The following is a 23,610-nucleotide window of genomic DNA, read 5'->3' as shown; positions in this document are numbered from 1 at the left end:
AAACCCATTAACAAAATACTACTATAAGATTGATTTTCGGCTTCCTTTTTAGAAACAATAGATTAAGCAAAATTTACCCAACCCTCATAAGATTTAATTGATATTTAAACAATTAAATCTAATTACACATAAAGAACCTAAAATGCCCAAAACAGAAACCGCATTAACAATAAAAACTTAGTGATATATTCACATTAAAATGACGTTATTAGTGAATAAAACGATAAAACAATAACGTAATGATGCTTTTTATACAGTGGTTAGCGAGGATAAAGTTCAAAGGGTCTAGATCAAGCCATTAGGAGGAATGGTTTATGGTAATGGGGCCATAAAAGAAAAGGTTTGCATGGATTGTGTTGGGTTTCGCTTCGCTCAAACCAACCTGCCCTAAGAATTGTGATTTGACGTCTGAAAGCTGACAGCTGATAGCTTTTCTTCACCCATAAAAAACCCGAGACTAAGCTCGGGTTTTTCTTAATGCTTGATGCATTACTATAGTTGATTACTCAACGATAGTTGCAACAACACCAGCACCAACTGTACGACCACCTTCACGGATAGCGAAGCGTAAACCTTCGTCCATCGCGATTGGGCAGATTAGTTCTACAGTCATCTTGATGTTATCACCAGGCATTACCATTTCAACGCCGTCTGGTAACTGTACGTCACCTGTTACGTCAGTTGTACGGAAGTAGAACTGTGGACGGTAACCTTTGAAGAATGGAGTGTGACGACCACCTTCATCTTTAGAAAGTACGTATACTTCTGAAGTGAACTTCGTGTGTGGAGTGATTGAACCAGGCTTAGCTAGTACTTGACCACGTTCAACGTCTTCACGCTTAGTACCACGTAGAAGTGCACCGATGTTCTCACCCGCACGACCTTCGTCTAGAAGCTTACGGAACATCTCAACACCTGTACAAGTTGTCTTCGTAGTTTCTTTGATACCTACGATTTCAACTTCGTCATTCACGTTGATGATACCAGCTTCAACACGGCCAGTTACAACAGTACCACGACCTTGGATTGAGAATACGTCTTCGATAGGCATGATGAATGGCTTATCGATGTCACGCTCTGGCTCTGGGATGTAAGAATCTAGTGCTTCTGCAAGCTCAACGATTTTGTCTTCCCACTCTTTCTCGCCTTCTAACGCTTTAAGCGCTGAACCTTGGATTAGTGGTAAGTCATCACCTGGGAAGTCGTACTCTGAAAGAAGTTCACGAACTTCCATCTCAACTAGCTCAAGTAGCTCTTCGTCGTCAACCATGTCACATTTGTTCATGAATACGATGATGTAAGGTACACCAACCTGACGAGAAAGTAGGATGTGCTCACGAGTTTGTGGCATAGGACCGTCAGTCGCAGCAACTACTAGGATTGCGCCGTCCATTTGAGCAGCACCAGTGATCATGTTTTTAACATAATCGGCGTGTCCTGGACAGTCTACGTGTGCGTAGTGACGAGTAGGAGTATCGTACTCAACGTGTGAAGTTGAGATTGTGATACCACGCTCACGCTCTTCTGGAGCGTTATCGATTGATGCGAAGTCTTTAGCTACACCACCGTATACTTTTGCAAGTACGTTTGTGATTGCTGCTGTTAGAGTTGTTTTACCGTGGTCAACGTGGCCGATTGTACCAACGTTTACGTGCGGTTTTACGCGTTCAAACTTTTCTTTTGCCATCTTAAAAAATTCCTATAAAGAAATTAACGCCTGACCCACTATTGGGCCAGACAAGCTAAATCATATAACAGCGCGAGCTGCAATTATTGCATCTGCAACATTCTTAGAGGCTTCTGCATACTTCAAAAACTCCATAGAGTATGATGCACGGCCTTGTGTTGCAGATCGCAGATCAGTTGCATAACCAAACATTTCAGAAAGTGGTACTTGCGCATTAATTTGCTTAAGACCACCGAATGCTTCTTCCATGCCTTCGATCATGCCGCGGCGACGGTTTAAGTCACCAACTACATCACCCATGTTTTCTTCAGGAGTGATAACTTCAACCTTCATTACTGGTTCTAGAAGAGCTGGGTTTGCTTCAAGCGCACCTTTCTTCATCGCCATTGAACCTGCAATCTTAAATGCCATTTCATTCGAATCTACATCATGGAATGAACCATCAAACAGAGTCGCTTTAACGCCAAGTAATGGGTAGCCTGCCAGTACACCTTGAGTCATTTGCTCTTGGATACCTTTGTCTACCGCAGGGATGTATTCTTTAGGAACAGAACCACCAACGATTTCGTTAACGAACTCATAAATTGGCGCATCATCTTCCGAAATATCCATCGGTTCAAGTTTAAGCCAGACGTGACCATATTGACCACGACCACCTGATTGACGTACGAACTTCCCTTCAACTTCAACAGCTGAACGGATAGCTTCACGGTATGCTACCTGTGGCTTACCAACGTTACATTCAACACTGAATTCACGCTTCATACGGTCGACAATGATATCAAGGTGAAGTTCACCCATGCCAGAAATAATAGTCTGGCCTGATTCTTCGTCAGTTTGTACTCGGAAAGATGGATCTTCTGCCGCTAGTTTACCTAGCGCGATTCCCATCTTATCTTGGTCAGCTACTGTGCGAGGCTCTACCGCAACAGAGATAACTGGCTCAGGGAACTCCATACGCTCAAGCGTAATGACTGAGTTCGGATCACACAGTGTCTCACCTGTTGTTACGTCTTTAAGACCAATAGCCGCTGCGATGTCGCCTGCGTAGACTACTTTGATCTCTTCACGTGAGTTTGAATGCATCTGAACGATACGACCAAGTCGCTCACGCTTACTTTTAACTGGGTTGTATACCGCGTCACCCTGTTTAACAGTACCAGAGTAAACACGGAAGAAGGTCAAGGTGCCAACGAACGGGTCTGTCGCAATCTTAAAAGCAAGTGCGGCAAACGGTGCGTTGTCATCAGCAGGACGTTCTTCCTCAGTACCATCTTCAACGATACCTTGGATTTGTTTCACTTGTGTTGGAGCAGGCATATATTCGATAACAGCATCAAGCACAGCTTGAACGCCCTTATTCTTAAATGCACTACCACACGTCATTGGAACAATTTCGTTAGCTAATGTGCGCTGACGTAAAGCTGCTTTAATTTCAGCTTCAGTCAGGTCTTCACCTTCTAGATATTTGTCCATTAGTTCTTCTGATGCTTCAGCAGCGCTCTCAACCATGTGAGAACGCCATTCTTCTGCAAGCTCCAGAAGCTCTGCCGGAATGGCCTCATAAGAGAAAGTCATGCCTTGATCTTCGGCATTCCAGTTAATGGCTTTCATCTTAATAAGGTCAATAACACCTTTAAAGTCGTCTTCAGCACCAATTGGTAGCTGAATTGGAACAGGCGTTGCTCCAAGACGAGATTTCACCTGGTCCACAACAGTTAAGAAGTCAGCGCCAGTGCGATCCATTTTATTTACGAAGATCATGCGAGGAACTTCGTATTTGTTCGCTTGACGCCAAACTGTCTCAGTTTGCGGCTGTACACCAGATGAAGCACAAAGAACAACTACCGCACCATCTAGTACGCGTAAAGAACGCTCTACTTCGATAGTGAAATCTACGTGTCCTGGAGTATCAATGATATTGATGCGATGGTCGTCAAATTGAGCGTCCATCCCTTTCCAGAAACACGTTGTTGCAGCAGAAGTGATTGTGATACCACGCTCTTGTTCCTGCTCCATCCAATCCATAGTTGCAGCACCATCATGTACTTCACCGATCTTATGAGAAAGACCTGTGTAGAACAGAACACGTTCTGTTGTGGTGGTTTTACCTGCATCTACGTGAGCGCAAATACCGATATTGCGATAGCGCTCAAGTGGAGTTGTACGTGCCATATGATCCTCTTAAAGGTTAAGGGCAGATTACCAACGGTAATGAGCGAATGCTTTATTCGCTTCAGCCATACGGTGAACGTCTTCACGTTTCTTAACCGCAGTGCCTTTGTTGTCAGCAGCGTCAACGATTTCTTGAGCTAAACGTAAGCCCATAGATTTTTCGCCACGCTTACGTGCAGCGTCTACTAACCAACGCATACCTAATGCGTTGCGACGTACTGGACGTACTTCAACTGGTACTTGGTACGTTGAACCACCAACACGGCGAGATTTAACCTCTACCTGTGGGCGAACGTTTTCAAGTGCAGCTTCAAAGATTTCAAGGTGCGACTTGCCTGATTTCTCAGCAGCCACGTCTAACGCACCATAAACGATTTTTTCAGCAGTAGATTTCTTGCCGTCTAACATTACTACGTTAACGAATTTAGCAAGAAGTTCCGATCCGAACTTAGGATCTGGAAGAATTTTACGTTGACCTATTACGCGTCTTCTAGGCATTTTGTATCTCCGGTATCTTCAGGTTTGCTCTTTTAGAGTCAATACCCAAAACAATTAATTTAAAAATTTAGTGCTTGGCCTTACTAACGGAGAACCATTAGCCCTTAGGGCGTTTAGCACCGTATTTAGAACGAGCTTGACGACGGTCGCTAACGCCTGCACAGTCAAGTGCACCACGTACAGTGTGGAAACGCACACCTGGTAAGTCTTTAACACGACCACCACGGATAAGGATTACACTGTGCTCTTGTAAGTTGTGGCCTTCACCACCGATGTAAGATGTTACTTCGAAACCGTTAGTTAAACGAACACGCGCTACTTTACGTAATGCAGAGTTTGGTTTCTTAGGTGTAGTTGTATATACACGAGTACATACACCACGCTTTTGCGGACAAGCTTTAAGTGCAGCTGAGTTACTTTTAGTAACTTTGCTACGACGTGGCTTACGCACTAGCTGGTTAATAGTTGCCATTTAAATAGCTCCTGAAATTAAAATTACTACTGAAAAAATGAAAAAATCCGCCCTGTTTACATGCTCGTTACAAAACGTGCAGGCAAATGGGTGGCGGAATTTTAATGAGCAAAGTTTAACCTGTCAACCTTAACTCATCGTAAGGCAGAAGATAACTGCCTTACGATTTCTTAATCTATTGATTAAGCTGAGATTATTGGTTTCCAGAGATATCTGCGTTAAGTGCGTCAGTTAGTGCTTGAGTCGCCTCTTCAGCACTTACTGTTTGCTCTTCAACGATTTCACCTTGCTTGCGACGATTCAAACGGTCTTGGTGATACGCAAAGCCTGTACCAGCTGGGATCAGACGACCCACGATTACGTTCTCTTTCAGACCACGAAGTTCATCGCTCTTACCATTTACAGCTGCTTCAGTTAGGACACGAGTTGTCTCCTGGAATGATGCTGCAGAAATGAAAGATTCTGTTGCAAGTGACGCTTTAGTGATACCCATTAACTGGATTTCAAACTTCGCTGGGATCTTACCTTGTTTCTCAAGTTCACGGTTCGCGATGTTAACGCGTGCCACTTCAACTTGTTCACCGGCTAAGAACTCAGTGTCACCGCCGTCAAGGATGATACATTTACGTAGCATCTGACGAATAATTGTCTCAATGTGCTTGTCATTGATCTTAACGCCCTGCAAGCGGTAAACCTCTTGCACTTCGTTAACGATGTAGTTAGCTACATGAGTTACACCACGTAAGCGTAAGATGTCATGTGGTGACTCTGGACCATCGGCGATAACCTCACCTTTAGACACTTGCTCACCTTCGAACACGTTAAGTTGACGCCATTTAGGAATCATCTCTTCGTATGCGTCACCCTCAGCTGGAGTGATTACAAGACGCTTCTTACCTTTTGTTTCTTTACCGAAGCTGATAGTACCTGTGATTTCTGCAAGAATTGCAGGATCTTTCGGTTTACGTGCTTCGAATAAGTCAGCTACGCGAGGTAGACCACCCGTGATATCACGAGTCTTCGAACCTTCTTGCGGAATACGTGCAAGTACGTCACCTGGGTTTGCAGTTGCACCGTCGGTTACTTCAATCGTTGTGAATGAAGGTAGACGTGTTTCTTGCAGACCACGCTCATCGCTTTCGATGATTAGTTTAGGTTCTTTCGCATTTGCTTTACCTAAGTCTTTAACAACCACACGAGTTAAACCAGTTAACTCATCTGTTTGTGCTTCGGTATTTGAGTCATCAATGTCGCTGAACGAGATTTTTGACTTATGCTCAAGAACGATTGGGTGACTATGCGGATCCCAAGTTGCAACGATATCGTTACCTTGAACTTCTGCATTATCTTGTACAGATAACACCGCACCGTAAGGTACTTTATAACGCTCTTTCTCACGACCAAAGCTATCGATGATAGTGATCTCTGTTGAACGAGACGTGATAACAATCTTACCGTCTGTGTTTAATACGTACTTCGCGTTGTGTAACTTCAATGTACCGTTAGTTTTAACTTGTACACTGTTTTCAGCAGACGCTCGAGATGCTGCACCACCGATGTGGAAGGTACGCATCGTAAGCTGTGTACCCGGCTCACCGATTGATTGCGCCGCGATAACACCTACTGACTCACCTGGATTAATGATGTGGCCACGTGCAAGGTCACGACCGTAACACTTAGCACATACACCAAAGTCATTATCACAAGTGATTACTGAACGAACGCGTACTTCATCTACTGAATGCTCTTCTAGAAGGTCACACAGTTTTTCGTCAAGCATGATATTACGCTCAACAAGTACTTCGTTAGTATTTGGAATTAATACATCTTCAGCAACAACACGACCAAGAACACGTTCGCGAAGCGCTTCTACAACGTCACCACCCTCGATAAGCGGTTTCATTGTTAAGCCATCTTCTGTGCCACAATCGTCTTCATTGATTACTAAATCTTGTGCAACGTCTACTAGACGACGCGTTAAGTAACCCGAGTTTGCTGTTTTAAGTGCTGTATCGGCAAGACCTTTACGCGCACCGTGCGTTGAGATGAAGTACTGTAGTACGTTTAGACCTTCACGGAAGTTCGCCGTGATTGGTGTCTCGATGATTGAACCATCTGGACGTGCCATTAGACCACGCATACCCGCTAACTGACGGATCTGAGCGGCGCTACCACGTGCACCTGAGTCTGCCATCATAAACACTGAGTTGAATGAAGATTGCTCTTCTTCTTCGCCTTTAGCGTTGATTACAGTGTCTTTTGATAAGTTCGCCATCATCTCACGTGATAAGTTTTCATTTACACGTGACCAGATATCGATAACTTTATTGTACTTTTCACCAGCCGTTACAAGACCTGATTGGAATTGTTGGTTGATTTCAGTTACTTCAGCTTCCGCTGATTCAATGATTTCTGCTTTAACCGGTGGGATAACTAAGTCATCGATACCGATTGAAACACCTGACTTCATTGCGTAGTGGAAACCGGTGTACATTACTTGGTCAGCAAAGATAACTGTATCTTTAAGACCTAGACGACGGTAACACTCGTTTAATAAGCCAGAAATTTGTTTCTTACCTAGGGCTTGGTTGATTAACTCAAACGGCATGCCTTTAGGTAGGATTAGTGAAAGGATCGCACGACCTACTGTTGTTTCAACAATAGATACTTGCTCAACTGTTTCACCATCTTCATTACTGATTGTCTCGCTGATACGTACTTTTACGCGTGCATGTAACTCAGCATTACCGCTGCGGTATGCTTTTTCAGCTTCTTTAGGATCTTTAAATACAATACCTTCGCCTTTCGCATTGATGCGATCACGAGTCATGTAGTAAAGACCTAATACAACGTCCTGTGAAGGAACGATGATTGGCTCACCATTCGCTGGAGATAGGATGTTGTTAGTAGACATCATTAGAGCACGTGCTTCTAATTGTGCTTCAAGCGTTAACGGTACGTGTACCGCCATTTGGTCACCATCGAAGTCAGCGTTGTATGCCGCACAAACTAATGGGTGTAAATGAATCGCTTTACCTTCGATAAGCACAGGTTCGAACGCTTGGATACCCAAACGGTGAAGTGTTGGTGCACGGTTCAGTAATACTGGATGCTCACGAATTACTTCGTCTAGTACATCCCATACTTCTGCTACTTCACGCTCAACCATCTTCTTAGCAGCTTTGATAGTCGTAGCCATGCCGCGACGCTCTAGCTTACCGTAGATAAATGGTTTGAATAGCTCAAGTGCCATCTTCTTAGGAAGACCACACTGGTGTAGTTTAAGCGTAGGACCTACTGTGATTACAGAACGGCCAGAGTAATCTACACGTTTACCAAGTAAGTTCTGACGGAAACGACCTTGCTTACCTTTGATCATATCAGCAAGCGATTTCAGAGGACGTTTGTTAGAACCTGTAATCGCACGACCGCGACGACCGTTATCAAGTAGCGCATCTACCGCTTCTTGTAACATACGTTTTTCGTTGCGTACGATAATGTCTGGTGCTGCTAGATCTAATAGACGTTTAAGACGGTTATTACGGTTAATAACACGACGGTAAAGGTCATTCAGATCAGAAGTCGCAAAACGACCACCGTCTAGAGGTACTAATGGACGTAGATCAGGCGGAAGTACTGGAAGTACTGTCATGATCATCCACTCAGGGTTGTTACCTGATTGGTGGAAAGATTCCATTAATTTAAGACGTTTAGTGATCTTCTTACGCTTAGTTTCAGAGTTAATTGTTGGTAACTCTTCACGCATTTCAGCAATTAATTGGCCAAGATCAAGTTCACGAAGCAAGTCTAATACTGCTTCAGCACCCATCTTCGCTTCAAACTCATCACCGTGCTCTTCAAGTGCATCTAAGTACTCTTCTTCACCTAAAAGCTGACCACGCTCAAGCGTTGTCATACCAGGCTCAGTTACTACGAATGATTCGAAGTAAAGTACGCGCTCGATGTCACGAAGTGTCATGTCTAGCATTAAGCCGATACGTGACGGTAATGATTTTAAGAACCAAATGTGCGCAACTGGGCTCGCAAGCTCAATATGACCCATACGGTCACGACGCACTTTAGTTAGCGTTACTTCAACGCCACACTTTTCACAAATAACACCACGGTGCTTAAGGCGCTTATATTTACCACATAAACACTCATAATCTTTCACTGGGCCGAAAATACGGGCACAGAATAAGCCGTCGCGCTCAGGCTTGAAAGTACGGTAGTTGATTGTCTCAGGTTTCTTTACTTCACCGTATGACCATGAACGAACCATATCTGGCGAAGCAAGACCAATGCGAATTGCATCGAATTCTTCGGTCTTATTTTGTTGCTTCAGAAACTTAAGTAAGTCTTTCACCTTAGCTCTCCTGTCGGAGGTTAATCTTGAGGGCGAAACAATCGCCCCTACATTCTATTCGGCCTAACAGATGCGGCTTACGCCGCACCTAAATGGCTTAATTTTCTTCCAACTCGATGTTGATACCCAGTGAGCGGATTTCTTTCAACAATACGTTGAACGATTCTGGCATACCTGGTTCCATCTTATGGTTACCATCTACGATGTTCTTATACATCTTAGTACGACCGTTCACGTCATCCGATTTCACTGTTAGCATTTCTTGTAGAGTATATGCAGCACCGTAAGCTTCTAGTGCCCACACCTCCATCTCACCGAAACGCTGGCCACCGAACTGAGCTTTACCACCCAGCGGCTGCTGAGTAACAAGGCTGTAAGAACCAGTTGAACGTGCGTGCATCTTGTCATCAACCAAGTGGTTAAGTTTCAACATGTACATGTAACCAACAGTTACTTGACGTTCGAACTGATCGCCAGTACGGCCATCATAAAGTGTAACTTGACCGCTTCTTGGATAACCACCAAGCTCAAGTAAGTCTTTGATTTCGCTTTCACGAGCACCATCAAAGGCTGGAGTTGCGATCGGTAAACCACCTTTCAAGTTTTCAGCTAAGCGACGAACTTCATCATCAGAGAACGAGTCGATATCGACTTTCTGACGACAATCACCTAATTCGTAAACTTTCTTAACGAAGCTACGGATTTCGTGCAGTTCACGCTGCTCTTTCATCATTTCTTCTAAGCGCTCACCCACACCACGTGCAGCAAGACCCATATGAGTTTCTAGGATCTGACCGATGTTCATACGTGATGGTACACCTAGCGGGTTCAGAACGATGTCTACCGTACGACCTTTGTCATCGTATGGCATATCTTCTACTGGTACGATAGTCGAGATAACACCTTTGTTACCGTGACGACCCGCCATCTTATCACCCGGTTGGATACGACGTTTAACAGCTAGGTATACTTTAACAATCTTAAGTACGCCTGGTGCTAAGTCGTCACCTTGAGTGATCTTACGACGTTTGTTTTCAAACTTCTTATCGTATTCAGCTTTAAGCTCATCGTACTGAGCGGCTAGTTGCTCAAGTTCAGCTTGCTTATCCTCTTCAGCAAGGCTTTGAGTAAGCAGCTTTTCAGCATTTAGTGCTGCAATTGAATCTGCGTTCAGACCAGCGTCAACAAGTAACTTACGAGCACGCTCTAATACGCCTGCTTCTAAGATACGGAACTCTTCGTTGAAGTCTTTCTTCGCTTCGCGAAGCTGCATGTCTTCAACTTCTAACGCACGCTTATCTTTTTCAACACCGTCACGGGTGAAAACTTGTACGTCGATTACAGTACCAGTTACAGAGTTTGGTACGCGTAAAGAGCTGTCTTTAACGTCTGACGCTTTCTCACCGAAGATAGCACGTAGTAGCTTTTCTTCTGGTGTTAATTGCGTTTCGCCTTTCGGAGTCACTTTACCTACTAGGATATCGCCGCCTTTAACTTCAGCACCGATATAAACAACGCCTGACTCATCAAGCTTGCCTAGTGCAGATTCACCTACGTTAGGAATATCTGCTGTGATCTCTTCTGGACCTAATTTAGTATCACGTGCGATACATTGTAGTTCTTGAATGTGGATAGTCGTTAGACGATCTTCTTGAACTACGCGCTCTGATAGTAGGATTGAATCCTCGAAGTTATAACCGTTCCATGGCATGAATGCCACGCGAAGGTTTTGACCAAGTGCTAAGTCACCAAGGTCAGTCGAAGGACCATCTGCTAATACGTCACCACGTGTTACCGGCTCACCAACCATACAAGTTGGTTTTTGGTTAATACATGTATTTTGGTTTGAGCGAGTGTATTTAGTAAGGTTGTAAATATCGATGCCCGCTTCACCAGGGACACGCTCATCTTCATGTACATTTACAACGATGCGGCTTGCATCCGCATACATTACTTCACCACCACGCTTAGCAACGATAGTTACACCAGAGTCTTTCGCTAGTGTAAGCTCGATACCTGTACCTACCAGCGGTTTGTCCGCGATAAGAGTTGGTACGGCTTGACGTTGCATGTTTGAACCCATCAATGCACGGTTAGCATCATCGTGTTCTAGGAACGGGATAAGTGCTGCCGCTACAGAGATCACCTGTTGTGGTGATACGTCCATATATTGTTGGTCCATTTTGCCCATAAAGGTTGATTCACCTTTGTGACGACATGGAATTAGTTCATCAACAAACTCATTGTTTTCGTTCAAGTTTGAGTTCGCCTGAGCGATAACAAACTGACCTTCTTCAATGGCTGATAAGTAATCTACTTCATCAGTAACTACACCGTTTACCACTTTACGGTAAGGTGTTTCTAAGAAACCATAGTCATTAGTACGTGCGTACGTAGACAGTGAGTTAATTAGACCGATGTTTGGACCCTCAGGCGTTTCGATTGGACATACACGACCATAGTGAGTTACGTGAACGTCTCGAACTTCGAAGCCAGCGCGTTCACGTGTTAAACCACCCGGACCTAATGCAGAAATACGACGCTTATGCGTTACTTCTGAAAGCGGGTTATTTTGGTCCATGAACTGTGATAACTGAGATGAACCAAAGAACTCTTTAACCGCTGCCGAAATAGGCTTAGCGTTAATAAGATCTTGTGGCATTACAGCGTCAAGGTCACCTAAGCTTAAACGCTCACGTACAGCACGCTCAACACGTACTAGACCAACGCGGAATTGGTTCTCAGCCATTTCGCCAACACTACGGATACGACGGTTGCCTAAGTGGTCGATATCATCAACATCGCCAACACCGTTACGAATAGCGATAAGCACTTTCATAACAGCTACGATGTCTTCTTTCGATAATGTGCCAGGGCCAGTATCTGAGTCATAACCTACACGGCTATTGAACTTCATACGACCAACTGTTGATAAATCGTAACGCTCGTCAGAGAAGAACAAGTTATCAAATAAGGCTTCAGCCGCGTCTTTCGTCGGTGGCTCGCCTGGGCGCATCATGCGATAAATTTCTACTAATGCTTCTAAACGGTTGCTTGTTGTGTCGATACGTAATGTATCTGACATGTAGGCGCCGCTGTCAACTTCGTTGATATATAGAGTATCAATCTTAGTGTGACCTGCTTTAACCAATTCAGCCATTAGCTCAAGTGATAGCTCGTCATTCGCGTTTGCGATGATCTCACCTGTTGACTCATCAACATAGTTTTTAGCTACAACACGACCAATGATGTACTCATGCGGTACTTCTAATTGGTTAATACCTTTTTTCTCGATGTTCTTGATGTGACGCGCAGTAATACGACGACCCGCTTCAACAAGGACTTCACCGTCTTCGCCTTTGATATCAAAAGCGGCAGTTTCACCACGTAAGCGCGAAGGAACAAGTTCCATAAGAACTTTACCGTCAGCAACTTCAAACGTAGTTGTATCGAAGAATATCTCTAGGATTTCATCCGTTGAGTACTCTAGTGCACGTAAGATGATTGACGCCGGTAATTTACGACGACGGTCAATACGTACATAAAGGTTATCTTTTGCATCAAACTCGAAGTCTAACCATGAACCACGGTAAGGAATTACACGCGCGTTATAAAGCACTTTACCTGACGAGTGAGTTTTACCGCGGTCGTTATCAAAGAATACACCAGGGCTACGGTGTAGCTGAGAAACGATAACACGCTCTGTACCATTGATAACAAAGGTACCGGTATCAGTCATGAGCGGAATTTCGCCCATGTAAACTTCTTGCTCTTTAATGTCTTTAACTGTGCCTGGTGCTTCTTTGTCCATCACCACAAGACGCAATTTTACGCGAAGTGGAGCAGAATAAGTCACACCGCGAATTTGACATTCTTTTACATCGAATACTGGCTCACCAATACGATAACTTACGTATTGAAGCTCAGAATTTCCCGAGTAGCTTTTGATAGGAAACACAGAACGGAATGCAGCTTCCAAACCGTGATCGCCATCAGCGTCAGGGACTAAGAATTTTTTAAACGATTCTAACTGCGTCGACAGTAAGAAAGGTATATCCAAAACTTGTGGACGTTTACCAAAATCCTTACGGATACGTTTCTTTTCAGAATAAGAGTAAGCCATGGGGTTCCTCAGCTTGCTGATCTTTGACCCGACCTGTTCTTGTAAGAACAGACTTAACTGGCATCTATGCCAAGATGTACAACATTAAATTGTTGTTCTATTTTGCTCTGCCACTTTCAACACCGATTAAGGTAACAACTTGAAAGTAAAGAGAAAATTAGATTTTATTTGCGTTACAGGATTGCATCGCTCCATAGCGCAAAAAGGCCGGTGATTAAATAATCACCAGCCCTTGCCTGATTACTCAGGCAGCGAACCTAGCGTAAGCTAGATTACTTAACCTCAACTTCAGCACCAGCTTCAGTAAGGTCTTTTGCAAGTGCTTCAGCTTCTTCTTTAGATACACCTTCTTTGATAGGTGCAGGAGCTGCTTCAACAAGTGCTTTAGCTTCTTTAAGGCCAAGACCAGTAGCACCACGTACAGCTTTGATAGCTGCAACCTTGTTAGCGCCAGCGCCAGTAAGGATTACGTCGAACTCAGTCTTTTCTTCAGCTGCTTCAGCAGCAGGACCAGCAACAACAGCAGCTGCTGCAGTTACGCCGAATTTTTCTTCCATTGCTTCAACTAGAGCAACAACGTCCATTACTGACATTTCAGCAATAGCATCAAGGATTTGGTCTTTAGTTACAGACATTACAAATTTCCTAATTATTACGGACTAAATATAGCCCAAAAAAAATATTACACCGAAAGTGAACAAAAAAACAGCTTAAAATTAAGCAGCTTGCTCTTCTTTCTGTACACGTACTGCTTCAATTGTTTTACACAATTTACCTGCAGACGCTTCTTTCATAGCGCTCATTAAGCGTGCAACAGCTTCGTCGTAAGTAGGTAGAGTTGCTAGCATAGCTGCGTCTACTACGTTACCTTCAAATGCAGCCGTCTTAACTTCGAATTTCTCGTTCTTCTTCGCGAAATCTTTGAAGATACGCGCAGCAGCACCTGGGTGCTCTGAAGAGAAAGCGATTAAGCTTGGACCAACAAGTGAGTCAGAAAGGCACTCAAAATCTGTACCTTCAATAGCACGTTTAGCTAAAGTGTTACGAACAACTTTCATCCATACACCAGCTTCACGAGCTTCTTTACGAAGGGCAGTGATAGCACCAACTGTTACACCACGAGAATCTGCAACAACTGCAGAAAGAGCACCAGTGGCTGCTTCGTTGACTTCAGCAACAATTGCTTTTTTGCCTTGAAGATTTAAAGCCATGGGTGTTACTCCTGGTTTAATGGGTTGCCGAAATTGGCTTCCCTGTTCTACTCTTCCCCATCTAAGATGGAGATGCTTTTTACGGCGAGAGCCAGAAGATTAGGAAAAATCTATCTGGGGATTCACACCGTCTACGTAGGTAAAATATTAAGGCCGAAGCCGCCTACGGTCTTGGACGGAAGCCCAATTTATCGTTTTTACCCGAGAGCATTACGAAATTATGGACTTCAACCCGAATTCTTTACTTGTTTTGAAATTAACTTTCTCAACAAAATGGCGCAAAATTATAGTTCAAATTTCGCGCCATGTAAACTCTTAATTAAGCAACAACTGTGCTTAGAGAGTTTTGGTCAACAGCAACACCTGCGCCCATTGTTGTAGAGATAGTTACTTTCTTCACGTAAGTACCTTTTGCTTGAGAAGGTTTAGCCTTCTTAAGCGCAACAATAAGAGCTTCAAGGTTTTGTTGAAGTTGCTCAGCAGTGAAATCAACCTTACCGATAGTAGTATGGATGATACCGTTCTTGTCGTTACGGTAACGAACTTGACCTGCTTTCGCATTTTTAACTGCTTCTGCAACGTTAGGCGTTACAGTACCAGTTTTAGGGTTTGGCATTAGACCACGTGGACCTAAGATTTGACCTAGTTGACCAACAACACGCATAGCGTCTGGAGATGCAACAACAACGTCAAAGTTCATCTCGCCTTTCTTAACTTGTTCAGCAAGATCTTCCATACCCACTAATTCAGCACCAGCTTCTTTCGCAGCATCTGCGTTAGCGCCTTGTGTGAATACAGCAACACGAACTTCACGACCAGTACCGTTAGGTAGTACAGTTGCACCACGTACGTTTTGGTCAGATTTACGAGCATCGATACCAAGGTTAACAGCAACGTCAACACTTTCTACGAATTTAGCTGTCGCTAACTCTTTTAAAAGAGCAACTGCTTCGTTGATTTCGTAATCTTTAGTCGCATCCACTTTTTCGCGGATTGTACGCATACGTTTAGTTAATTTTGCCATTATCTTAGTCCTCTACGTTCAAGCCCATCGCACGCGCAGAACCTGCGATAGTGCGAACTGCAGCGTCCATATCAGCCGCTGTAAGGTCAGGTCGTTTTGTCTCAACGATTTCTTCAAGTTGAGCACGAGTTACTGTACCCACTTTTTCAGTGTTAGGACGGCCAGAACCTGATTTGATACCTGCAGCTTTCTTAAGTAAGTAAGCAGCCGGTGGAGTTTTCATGTCGAACGTGAAAGAACGGTCACCGTAAACAGAGATCACTACAGGAACTGGAGCGCCTTTTTCGATAGACTCTGTACGTGCGTTGAACGCTTTACAGAATTCCATGATGTTTACACCGTGTTGACCTAGTGCTGGACCTACTGGAGGACTAGGGTTAGCCATACCAGCGGCAACTTGTAGCTTGATAATAGCTTCAACTTTTTTAGCCATAATAAATACCTCATTTGGTGGGTCATAGCCTTGTGCGCGCGAGGACGCGTACTCTAACGGCTTCCCAGTTTAAAAATTGGTTCTCACTTTTTAGTGATAAAACAAGTTATAACTTGCCCTAACACAAAAAGGCCGCTGATTATAAGTTAATCAGCGGCCTTTTTCAAGCTTATTGCCAAAATATTAAACAATTTTGGCAGCTTTAATTTCTTACTTACTTGTCTTGCTCAACTTGACCGAATTCAAGGTCAACAGGTGTCGAACGACCGAAGATAAGAACAGACACTTTTACGCGGCTCTTCTCGTAATCAACTTCTTCCACAACACCGCTGAAGTCAGCAAATGGACCATCGATAACACGAACAACTTCACCTGGTTCAAATAATGTTGCAGGCTTAGGCGCTTCAGAGTTCTCTTGCAGACGGTTCAAGATGCGATCAGCTTCTTTTTGGCTGATTGGAGCTGGACGATCAGACGTACCACCAATGAAGCCCATAACACGTGCTGTGCTGTTCACTAAGTGCCAGCTTGCATCGTTCATGTCCATTTGAACTAGTACATAACCTGGGAAGAATTTGCGCTCAGATTTACGCTTTTGACCAGCGCGCATCTCAACAACTTCTTCAGTTGGTACTAATACTTCACCAAAACTATCTTCCAAACCTTCAATCTTGATGTGCTCAAGAATAGTTTGTGCTACACGCTTCTCGTAACCAGAGAAAGCTTGCACTACGTACCAACGTAGTTTCTTTTCGTTCTTCTCATCCGACATGGGATTAGATCTCCAATCCAGTTAAAAAGCCTACTGCGCGGAACAAAATGCCATCTAATCCCCAAAGGATAAGTGCCATAATCACAGTTGCAACCATTACAATTAATGTCGTATGTGTTGTTTCTTGGCGAGTTGGCCACACAACTTTACGTACTTCGATACGTGACTCTTTTGCAAACGCAAGAAAAGTACGACCTTTTTCAGTTAGTGAGGCAATGCCTAAACCAGCTGCAACAGCAACCACTACACCAATAGCACGTAATAATACAGATTGGTCTGCAAACATGTGGTTACCAACGACTGCGCCTGCTAGTAGCGCAATTGCTACAATCCACTTTACTGAATCCATCGCACTTGATGGTGTTTCTACATTCGTGCTCATAATATTTTTACCTTAACTACAGACACAACAACCCTGCGCTCTGGCAGGGTTAATCCATTAAAATCTAAACTTAAAAACTGACTTGTTTAAACCGATTTTTAAATTCAGACTCAACACACATTGTTTAAAAAGTGGCAGGGGCGGAGAGATTCGAACTCCCAACCGTCGGTTTTGGAGACCGCTGTTCTACCAATTGGAACTACGCCCCTGCAAAGTGGATGCCTATTATACTTACGCAATTCATTAACACAAGAGTAAAAGATACCCATTAGTTAAAATCTCATCAGTTCGTTTAAAAATCAATATTAACATTGATTAAAAAGCAGTTTATTATAAACCCGATATAGGAACTAAAAACTACATGGATCAGTGTGCTGCCATTTAAACTCTCTTTTAATATTGTACTGTTATGCCTCGTCACCTTGATATGTAAGCAGGCTAATGCTCGCTCGTTACACCTAGCTACTTTTAATAGCCAACAAGGTCTAAGTCAAAACTCTATCACTTGCAGCATAACTGATCAGCAAGGCTTTTTATGGTTTGCCACACAGGGAGGTTTGAACCGCTTTGATGGTTATGAATTTAAACGCTTCAAAGCTAACAGCAATAATAAAAGTATTTCTGGAAATTGGATCACAGGCTGCGCCAAGGACAGTAATAATCAGCTGTGGTTTTCGACCGCCAGCAAAGGACTCAATAAACTCAATCCTGAGACTGGCCAATTTGAGGTTTATTCGACTTCTAATGAGGCAGGACTAAGTGAAGATAAAATTTGGTCAATGGTACTGGCTAAAGGTGATGTTCTTTGGCTAGGTCACGAACATGGTAAGTTAACTCGTTTTGATATATCAAACCAAGAATTTGAACATTTCCAATACAAAATAGATCAGCAGTTGCCGCTTGTACGTGACATTGTTATTACCGATGAACTCATCTGGCTTGCCACTGATATGGGACTTATTTCATTTAACCCAAGCACAGAGCAATTTACTCAACATACTCAAATCACTTCACCGCTCTGGCATCTAAAATTGTTGAATCATGAAAAACTGCTTATTGGTGCAAAGCAAGGCTTATATTCATTAGATTTACTTACGCAAACCAGTGAGCAAATCGAACAGTTAAATGGTGTCTGGATCACTGACAGCCTTATTGACCAACAGCAAAACCTTTGGCTTACAAGCTACGGGCGAGGTCTATACTTTTTACCTGCAGATGCTGACTTACAAGACCAATACATTCGATACGACCATGACAAGCAAAACCCCAATGGCTTGACTAGCGACTTTCTCCTATCTCTTTATCAAGATTCACAAGGCATTATTTGGTTGGGCACCGATGGTTATGGTGTGCATCGCTATGATCCTAAGCAACAGCAGTTTTCTCATCAGTTACAAACCTCACAGCCAAATTCACTAAGTCATAATTTTGTTCGCTCAATAATAAAAAGAGCCAATGGCGAGGTATGGATTGGCACCCGTGACGGACTCAACCGTCAAACAGCGTTTGGTTACCAACATTATAAAAATGCCCTGCCAAATAATAATATATTTGCCCTTCATGAAGATGCTAACAAGCAGTTATGGATAGGTACTTACGGTGGTGGCTTAATTAAGTATCTAGATAGTCGTGATGAATTTAAAGCCTTCACTATGCAAAGCCACCAGCTAGCCAGTGACCGTGTATACGCAATAACTAGCGACAAAGTTGGTGCTCTTTGGCTTGGGAGTAACCAAGGGTTAACTCGCTTTGAGCCAAAATCAGGCAAAGTTACTCACTATAAACATAGTGATTCTCAAAACAGTCTTGCCAATAACACCGTATTTACTCTTGCTTACGATAGTGAAGAGCACTCACTTTGGGTCGGCACTCGAGCTGGGCTCAATAAACTGGATATCACTACTAAGCAATTTAGTTTATTAGATGAGCAAGGCTCTAACGGAGCTGGGCTCAGCCATAACATGGTCACCTCTTTATTATTGAATGGCGATAGTGTTTGGGTTGGCACCATGCAAGGCTTGAATCAAGTTAATAAGCATAACTTCAGGGTGAAACAAATTACTGAGCAACAAGGTTTGGCGAACGATAACATTTTTGACATTCTCGCCGATAAGCAAGGTATGCTTTGGCTAGCAACCAATGGCGGACTCACTCGCTATAACCCCACCACAGAGCAAATGCAGCAGTTTTTGCCAGAAGATGGCATTCAGCACCAATCTTTTATACTGGGTGCGAGCTTTCAAGCAGACGATGGCGAGTTATTTTTTGGTGGCATCAATGGTTATAATCATTTTTATCCTGAGCAACTAAAGTTATCGCACTCTCCCCCTACCCCTGTTTTAACCGAATTATTATTAAACAACAGAGTCATTAAGAGTAATCACTTCGATAAGCAAGCAAATACCCTTGCGAGTGCAACTCAGACATTTGCGTTTGCAAAATCTGCTGGCGTTATCGGCTTTAAATTTAGTGCATTAAAAAACGGATCGACACCAAAGCACTACCAATTCGGCTACAAGCTTGCTGGCTTTGATGAACAATTTTTATATACAGATGCATCCCTTAGACAAATTAATTACCCTCAGCTCCCTGCTGGGAACTACAAATTATTAATAAAAGCGAAAGATCAATATGGGCAATGGAGTGACAGCAAAAAGCTACTAACATTAACTGTTGTGCCTCCTTGGTGGCAAAGTAAATTAGCCTATGCTATTTACTTTATTTGTGCTTTAGCACTGACCTGGCTTCTTTTAAATTCCTTGTACAAACGCAAACTCGCAGAGCAAGAAAAACAAACCGAGATTGAGCTAAACAAATTAAAAGATCAATTTTTAGATAACATTAGCCATGAGCTAAAAACACCATTGAGTTTAATACTTGCCCCGATCAGCCAGTTACAGCGAAGTAATACAGACCCCCAAGCTCAAAATCAACTGGCTAGTATTAAACGTAACTGCCAACGCTTACTTGAACTGATCAATCAACTTTTACAATTGAGTCAACGCCCTAGTACAGCTATTTACACTGTTAGCCCTTATTCCATTACAACCTTTTTAACAGACTTAGTGGCAGATTTCAGTGCTCTGTTTGAGCAAAAACAACTGCAATTTAGCTTTGATGATACTACCTCAACAACATGTAAGATTAACCTTGCTCCCGAACATGCTCATTCTATTTTCAGTAACCTGATAAGTAATGCGCTTAAGTACACGCCTAACGGCGGTAAAGTCGATATTCAACTTGATGAAGTGCAGCAACAACTGGTTTTTAAAATTACTGATACAGGTGTGGGTATTGCCAGTGAACATCAACAGTCGATTTTTCAGCGCTTTACCCGCGTAGCATCATCAGAGCCTGGCAGTGGTATTGGCCTGAGCTTAGTAAAGCAACTTGTAGAGCAGTACGGTGGGTCTATCAGCGTAAGCAGTAAAATTGCTGAGGGAAGTTGCTTTACTGTGTCATTGCCTATGGTTGAGTGTGCTGAAAATCAGGTTAATAGCATTACGCAACTACGCAACTCACAACAAACATTACTGATTGTTGAAGATAATAAGGAAATGGCCGAACTACTACTTGCTTTGTTTAATGCAGAATTTAACTGCATCTGTGCAGCTGATGGTCAGCAAGCGCTTGATTTATGCCAATCAGACCTACCAGAGCTCATTATCAGTGATGTAATGATGCCGAATATGAATGGCTATCAACTGTTAGCAGCACTCAGAGCAAACCCGGCCACCAGCCATATTCCGGTGTTATTACTTTCAGCTAAAGCAGATACCCACAGCCGCTTGAAAGGACTTGATTTATTAGCCGATGACTTTTTGAGCAAACCTTTTGAGCCCACTTTACTAGTAAGCAGAGTAAAAGGATTGCTTAATCTTAGACAAATTTTAAACCAGCATCTAACAGCCCAACTGGCAGCTCCTCTGAATAGTGATACAGCCGCTGTAACAGTACAAAATAAAGATTATTCCTTCACTGAAAAACTCAAGCAAGTAGTACAAGCCCATTATCAAGATGAAAACTTTTCGGTTGAGCAATTAGCCTCAGCCTTATGTTTAAGCTCCCGTGCTCTGCAACTAAAAATGAAAGCCTTGTATTCACAAACTCCCTCTGACTATTTACGCAATACTCGCTTAGAGTTTGCAAAGAAACAGCTAGTCGATGGCCATTTAGCGATTGGTAAAGTAGCAGAGCAAGCGGGCTTTAGTTCGCAAAGCTATTTTGCGCGAAGCTTTAAGAGCTATGTTGGCTTATCACCAAAACAGTACCGAGAAAAATATCAAAAACGCGTTGAATTTCGCATCAGTGAATAAACTTTTCGTCTGAGTGCTATCAATAAAACACTGATTTTTATAGCTTATCCATATAAACATTAATAACAACAAAGCCCATATTGCGGCGTTATTTACTGCATGAGATATAAGTTAAGGAAAGTCATATGCTCACCAAAACACACAAAGCGATTTCGATTACGTTACTTGCTGCGGCACTGACTGCATGCCAAAGTACTTCGACCACCACAAGCAATAACAATAGCCCAGATATAAACGAAGTGGCACAGCAGCAATACAATGGCCCAAAAGCTCGGATCGCTGTTGCCCGCTTTACTGACAAATCAAACGATTCACGTTGGTGGCGTAAAGAAATTGGTGAAGGTATGGCTGATCAACTAACAACCGCATTAGTTAGCACCAATCGCTTTATTGTCTTAGAACGACAAGCACTTGATGCCGTATTATCAGAACAAGACCTTGCTGTATCAGGCCGTGTGAGTGCAGCTTCAGGTGCTGCTTATGGTGAAATTGAAGGTGCCGAAATTGTCGTAGTTGCCGCTGTTACTGAATTCGATGATGACAATTCGGGCACCCGCGTAGGCAGTGGTGGCTTTATCGGTGACGTATTTAGCTCAGTGTCGGCGGGTTTTTCAAGTTCGCACATGGCGATAGATTTGCGCTTAATCGACACGCGAACTTCACGTATTTTAGCCGCTACCAGTGTTGAGGGTGGCAGTAAAGACTTTGACTTTACATCAGCTGCTACCAATTTTGGTGGTGCACTCGTTGGTGGTAACTTAAGTAGCTGGTCAAACACGCCAAAAGAAAAAGCACTGCGTGAAGTCATCGTCAAAGCCGTTGAGTTTTTGGAATCAAAAGTACCAACAACTTATTATCGCTATAATAGCGATAACACCATTGCAGCAGGCCATACCGCACCTGCACCACTAAAAGTAACCGCAGCTGCAGCACCAGCTAAAGCGCCAGTTGCATCGGTTAATGTTCCAACTCACAGAATGCCTTACTACGAAAAAACAGACTTAGCCATGTCACGATTGAACTTGGTTTGTTTAGGTTATTTAAAAAGGCAACCTCACTACGAAGAATATGAAGTAGAAGACGTAGAGTACGATGAAGCAACGGTGATTGCACTCACTGAGTATCAGCAAGAAAATAAGCTGAAAGTGACAGGCCTTGCGGATGAGACGACTAAAAAATCTCTTGATGATTCAGGGTGTATTGCCAAAACGAACAAATCAAGTTTAGAAAGCCTTGGCAGTATTTTTAAATTTAATTAAGCAAACTAACAGCCAGTACCAGCACTGGCTGTTTAAAACCTTAGTTTGTGCCTTTCACCAGTGGTACACCATTGTTACCAACAGGAATATAAACTGTTGTATGGTTAGGTGACTCAGCCATCTTTAACTGCGCATTAATAGCTTCATGTTGTAGATAGTTTGGCGTCAAAGTGGCATTAATAATTTTTTGCGCCTGTGCAATACCTTTTGCTTCTTCTACACGGATCTCAGCATCTTTTCGTGCAATTTCTTTTTGCGTTTCTTTTTCAGAAAGTAATTGTTGTGCTGCTAATTTTTTCTCAACGGCATTAGCAACGATGGCCGGATAGTTAATATTTCCCACCACAACATTAGCGAGTTTAAATGGCGTTGGTTCTAAATACGCTTTTAAGCGGGCTGTTACTTCTGCAGCTATTTTCTCGCGATTGGTTTTTAGCACACCGCTATCATATTGCTGGACTATGTCACGCACATAAGTTCTAAATGTTTCACGAACAAATCGCGGATACCAATTTTCGCCACCGTATTGTTCAACCACCGCTCTGACAGAGCCGCTTTCTATTGAAATGACCGCATGAAAATCAAAACTAATGTTTAAGTCATCGTTAGCTAAGATTTTAAATGCTTCAGTATAGGTGTTCGGGCGCATGTCTATATTAATCACCTGATTACGCCAAAGTGACATGCCGTAGTTAGCTGGGCCAATCATAGTGCCTTGATAACCGCCTTCACCAAACACGCGCGGCTTTTCAAATACGTAACCCTCTTCACCCGCTGGTGTACTTGGGTTAGTACACGCCGTGAGCGATACAGCAACTACACCTGCTAATGCTAAACTTGGAAAAACACTCGATAGAAGTGTTTGCGTCCCTGAACGTTTAAATTTCATTTT

Annotated in this window: 15 protein-coding genes and 1 tRNA gene; 2 read left to right on the top strand and 14 right to left on the bottom strand. The window is 43.1% G+C overall.

Annotated elements, in window-relative coordinates:
- Positions 1-502: 502 nt before the first annotated feature.
- The 13 genes from tuf to QUE86_RS09240 all read right to left on the bottom strand — a co-directional run bounded on the left by tuf (position 503) and on the right by QUE86_RS09240 (position 17,352).
- On the bottom strand, positions 503-1,687 hold the full coding sequence (gene tuf / locus QUE86_RS09300; RefSeq protein ID WP_054564107.1) for an elongation factor Tu: 1,185 nt from the start codon (positions 1,685-1,687) through the stop codon (positions 503-505).
- Positions 1,688-1,747: 60 nt separating this feature from the next.
- Positions 1,748-3,862, bottom strand: coding sequence for an elongation factor G (gene fusA / locus QUE86_RS09295; protein ID WP_130049897.1), 2,115 nt, complete (start codon positions 3,860-3,862; stop codon positions 1,748-1,750).
- 27 nt (positions 3,863-3,889) lie between these two features.
- A complete protein-coding gene (gene rpsG, locus QUE86_RS09290) occupies positions 3,890-4,360 on the bottom strand; it encodes a 30S ribosomal protein S7 (RefSeq protein ID WP_054554834.1) in 471 nt (156 codons plus the stop codon).
- Positions 4,361-4,457: 97 nt separating this feature from the next.
- Positions 4,458-4,832 carry a 30S ribosomal protein S12 gene (rpsL, locus tag QUE86_RS09285; protein WP_002958885.1) on the bottom strand — a complete coding sequence of 125 codons (375 nt, stop codon included), beginning with the start codon at positions 4,830-4,832 and terminating at the stop codon, positions 4,458-4,460.
- A gap of 193 nt (positions 4,833-5,025) precedes the next feature.
- Positions 5,026-9,198: a DNA-directed RNA polymerase subunit beta' gene (gene rpoC / locus QUE86_RS09280; protein WP_130049898.1), complete on the bottom strand. Its 4,173-nt coding sequence runs from the start codon at positions 9,196-9,198 to the stop codon at positions 5,026-5,028.
- Positions 9,199-9,295: 97 nt separating this feature from the next.
- Positions 9,296-13,321 (bottom strand): DNA-directed RNA polymerase subunit beta, encoded by a 4,026-nt coding sequence (gene rpoB, locus QUE86_RS09275; protein ID WP_286256779.1) that lies wholly within the window; start codon positions 13,319-13,321, stop codon positions 9,296-9,298.
- 272 nt (positions 13,322-13,593) lie between these two features.
- Positions 13,594-13,956 (bottom strand): 50S ribosomal protein L7/L12, encoded by a 363-nt coding sequence (gene rplL / locus QUE86_RS09270; protein ID WP_054554830.1) that lies wholly within the window; start codon positions 13,954-13,956, stop codon positions 13,594-13,596.
- A gap of 81 nt (positions 13,957-14,037) precedes the next feature.
- On the bottom strand, positions 14,038-14,532 hold the full coding sequence (gene rplJ / locus QUE86_RS09265) for a 50S ribosomal protein L10 (RefSeq protein ID WP_130049900.1): 495 nt from the start codon (positions 14,530-14,532) through the stop codon (positions 14,038-14,040).
- Between the two features lie 319 nt (positions 14,533-14,851).
- Positions 14,852-15,556 carry a 50S ribosomal protein L1 gene (rplA, locus tag QUE86_RS09260; protein ID WP_062568393.1) on the bottom strand — a complete coding sequence of 235 codons (705 nt, stop codon included), beginning with the start codon at positions 15,554-15,556 and terminating at the stop codon, positions 14,852-14,854.
- A 4-nt stretch (positions 15,557-15,560) separates the two neighbouring features.
- Positions 15,561-15,989, bottom strand: coding sequence for a 50S ribosomal protein L11 (rplK, locus tag QUE86_RS09255; protein WP_054554827.1), 429 nt, complete (start codon positions 15,987-15,989; stop codon positions 15,561-15,563).
- Positions 15,990-16,203: 214 nt separating this feature from the next.
- Positions 16,204-16,761, bottom strand: a complete 558-nt coding sequence (nusG, locus tag QUE86_RS09250) for a transcription termination/antitermination protein NusG (RefSeq protein WP_054554826.1) — start codon at positions 16,759-16,761, stop codon at positions 16,204-16,206.
- Between the two features lie 4 nt (positions 16,762-16,765).
- Positions 16,766-17,143, bottom strand: coding sequence for a preprotein translocase subunit SecE (gene secE, locus QUE86_RS09245; RefSeq protein WP_130049901.1), 378 nt, complete (start codon positions 17,141-17,143; stop codon positions 16,766-16,768).
- 132 nt (positions 17,144-17,275) lie between these two features.
- Positions 17,276-17,352, bottom strand: a tRNA-Trp gene (locus tag QUE86_RS09240).
- Between the two features lie 162 nt (positions 17,353-17,514).
- Between QUE86_RS09240 and QUE86_RS09235 the strand changes: the two genes are divergently transcribed.
- On the top strand, positions 17,515-21,459 hold the full coding sequence (locus QUE86_RS09235; protein ID WP_286256767.1) for a two-component regulator propeller domain-containing protein: 3,945 nt from the start codon (positions 17,515-17,517) through the stop codon (positions 21,457-21,459).
- A 125-nt stretch (positions 21,460-21,584) separates the two neighbouring features.
- Positions 21,585-22,718 (top strand): CsgG/HfaB family protein, encoded by a 1,134-nt coding sequence (locus tag QUE86_RS09230; protein WP_167659196.1) that lies wholly within the window; start codon positions 21,585-21,587, stop codon positions 22,716-22,718.
- 40 nt (positions 22,719-22,758) lie between these two features.
- Here QUE86_RS09230 and QUE86_RS09225 read toward each other — a convergent pair whose 3' ends face one another.
- Entirely contained in the window at positions 22,759-23,607 is an 849-nt protein-coding gene (locus tag QUE86_RS09225) for an SPFH domain-containing protein (protein WP_250661556.1), read from the bottom strand.
- Between the last annotated feature and the right edge of the window lie 3 nt (positions 23,608-23,610).

The sequence above is a fragment of the Pseudoalteromonas apostichopi genome (assembly GCF_030297135.1).
Taxonomy (GTDB): Bacteria; Pseudomonadota; Gammaproteobacteria; order Enterobacterales; family Alteromonadaceae; genus Pseudoalteromonas; species Pseudoalteromonas apostichopi.
Note: the sequence above shows the minus strand (reverse complement) of the source record. Positions and strands in the feature narration are given on the sequence as shown.